Genomic DNA, 3,176 nt, shown 5'->3' with positions numbered 1-3,176 from the left:
CGCGCAGCAGCGGCGGCACCGGCCCGGTGGCGGCCTGCGCCCGCAGCGCGCCGAAGTCCAGTCTCATCGGCAGCAGCACCGGCTGGGGCAGGCGCAGCGCGGTGTCGAACAGTGCCGCACCCTCGTCCTCCGACAGCCCGACGACTCCGCCGCGTGCCATCCGCCGCTGGTCCGCGCCGGTGAGGTGACCGGTCAGGCCGGTCCCCGCGCCCTGCGTCCACAGGCCCCAGGCCAGCGAGACGGCGGGAAGGCCCTGGGCCCGGCGCTGGTGGGCCAGGGCGTCCAGGTAGGCGTTGGCGGCGACGTAGCCGCCCTGCCCGGAACCGCCGAGGGTGCCGGCGGCCGAGGAGAACAGGACGAACAGTGTCAGGTCCAGGTGCCGGGTCAGTTCGTGCAGGTGGTGTGCGGCGTCGGCCTTGGAGGCGAGGACGGTGTCCAGTCGTTCGGCGGTCAGGGCGGTGAGTACGCCGTCGTCCAGGGCGCCGGCGCTGTGCACCACACCGGTCAGCGGGGCGTCCGGGGAGACGGTCGACAGCAGCGCGGCCACGGCGTCCCGGTCGGACACGTCGCAGGCGGCGATGCGGACCCTCGCCCCGAGGGCGGTCAGTTCGCGCTCCAGCTCGGCGGAGCCGTCGGCCCGGGGGCCGCTGCGGCTGGCCAGCAGCAGGTTGCGTACGCCGTGCTCGGTCACCAGGCGGCGGGCCGCCACCTTGCCCAGTGCTCCGGTACCGCCGGTGACGAGGACGGTGCCCCGCGGGTCGGGCCGGCGCGGCAGCGTGAACACGTTCTTGCCGATGTGCCGGCCCTGGCTCATGAACCGGAAGGCGGCCGGAGCATGCCGGATGTCCCACGTGGTGAGCGGCGGCGGGGTCAGGACGCCCTGGTCGAAGAGGGCGACCAGCTCGGTCAGCATCCGCTCGATGCGTTCGCCGCCCGCGTCGGCCAGGTCGAAGGCCCGGTAGGCGACGCCGGGGTGGGCGGCCGCCACCTCGGCGGGATCGCGCAGGTCGGTCTTGCCCATCTCGATGAACCGGCCGCCCCTGGGCAGCAGGCGCAGCGAGGCGTCCACGAAGTCACCGGCGAGCGCGTCCAGGACGACGTCGAAGCCCCGCCCGCCGGTCAGGTCGAGGAACTGCCCCTCGAAGTCCAGGGTGCGGGAGTTGGCGAGCCGCCCGTCGGGTACGCCGGCGGCACGCGCCGCGTCCCACTTGGCCGGACTGGCGGTGCCGTAGACCTCGGCGCCCCAGTGCCGGGCGAGCTGCACGGCGGCCGTGCCGACACCACCGGCGGCGGCGTGGATCAGCACCGACTCGCCGCGCTCCAGCCCCGCCAGGTCCCGCAGCCCGAACCAGGCGGTGAGGTACACGCAGGGCACCGAGGCCGCCTGTTCGAAGGACCAGCCCTTCGGCATGGGCGCGAGTGTGCGGCAGTCGGCCACGGCCACGGGGCCGCCCGCGCCCTCGAAGAGGCCCATGACCCGGTCGCCCGGGGCGAAGCGGGTGACGCCGGGACCGACCTCCGTGACCACACCGGCGCCTTCGTTGCCGATGCTGATCTCACCCGGGTACATGCCCAGCGCCATCAGTACGTCACGGAAGTTGAGGCCCGCGGCGCGCGTCCCGATCCGGACGTGCCCGGGAGGCAGTGCCGCCCGTGCCTCCGGCGCCGGCAGGAGGGCCAGGCCCTCCAGCGTGCCCGGGGCCCGCGTGCCCAGCTCCCACGTGGGCTCATCCGCCGGTGCCGTCAGGACCTCGTCGGCGCCGGCCCGGGTGAGACGCCGCTGGTGGCAGACCCCGTCACGCAGGGCGAGCTGTGGTTCGTCGCCGTCGAGCAGGGCGGCCAGGAGGGCGGGGAGCACGTCGGCGGAGGCCGCCGTGGCGTCCGTGTCGAGGAGCAGGACGCGGCCGGGGTGTTCCGACTGCGCGGTGCCCACGAGGCCCCACGCGGCGGCCACCGCCGGGTTCGGCCGGTCACCGTCCCGCACGCTCACGGCACCCCTGGTCAGCACCACCAGGCGTGTCTGCTCCAGCGCGGGCGCGCCGAGCCACGCCTGAAGTACCTCCAGGGTGCGGTGGGTGACATGGTGCACGTCGGTGCCCTCGGGTTCGTACAGCAGGACCGCCGGCGGTCCGGTCACCCGCGTCACGTCCTCCACGGTCCGTACGGAGACCGTCTCCACGGGGGTGGCGGGAGCGACCCGCAGCTCCTCCCAGCCCACGAGGAACATCTGCTCCAGCGGCGTCCGCCCGCCGGCGGCGTCCGGCCCGCCCGTCGGCACCGGCCGCGACACCAGCGACTCGATCACCGCGACGGACGCGCCGTTCGGGTCGGCCAGCCGGACACCCACCCCGTCCTTTCCGGAAGGCGTGATCCGTACCCGCAGCGCCGACGCGCCGGAAGCTTGCAGCGACACCCCTCGGTAGGCGAAGGGCAACGCGGGGCCCGTGTCGGCGCCGGTGCGGTCGCGGAAGGCGGTGGCGTGCAGGGCCGCGTCGAGCAGCGCGGGATGCAGGCCGAACGCGCCCGCCTCGGAGGCCAGTTCCTCGGGCAGGGCGACCTCCGCGTAGATCTCGTCGCCCCGCGTCCACGCCGCGCGCAGGCCGCGGAAGGCGGGACCGTACCCGTATCCGTCCGCCGCCAACTCCTCGTAGACGCCGCGCACCCGGTCCTCCGGGACCGGCAGCGCCCCGACGGGCGGCCACCGCGTCAGGTCCTGTGCGTCCGGCCCGACGCTGCCGCCGGCCGGGTCGCTCTCCGGGCTCAGCGTGCCGCTGACGTGCCGCACCCAGGCCGCCTCCTGGCGGCGCGAGTGCACCGACACCTGACGCCGCCCGGATCCGTCCGGGGCGTCCACGGTCACCCGCACCTGCACGCCCTCGTGCTCGGGGAGCGGCAGCGGCGCCTCCACCACCAGTTCCTCGACGGCACCGCAGCCGACCTCGTCCCCGGCACGCACCGCCAGCTCCACGAACGCCGCCCCCGGCAACAGCACCGTCCCCGCCGCCGCATGGTCCGCCAGCCACGGATGCGTACGCAGCGACAGCCGCGAGGTGAACAGCAGACCGCCGGACCCGGGCAGCTCCGTCACGGCACCCAGCAGCGGGTGCTCGGCCCGCGCCAGTCCCAGCGCCGCGGCGTCGGCCGTGCCGCCACCCCGGCCCAGCCAATACCGCTGG

Annotated in this window: 1 protein-coding gene; it reads right to left on the bottom strand. The window is 75.7% G+C overall.

The window, feature by feature from the left end; all coding sequences use genetic code 11:
* On the bottom strand, positions 1-3,176 hold a 3,176-nt coding region (locus tag HO151_RS06855), incomplete at both ends, for an SDR family NAD(P)-dependent oxidoreductase (RefSeq protein ID WP_173895193.1).

The sequence above is a fragment of the Streptomyces sp. 8P21H-1 genome (assembly GCF_013302945.1).
This window is presented reverse-complemented; position numbering and strand designations above follow the sequence as displayed.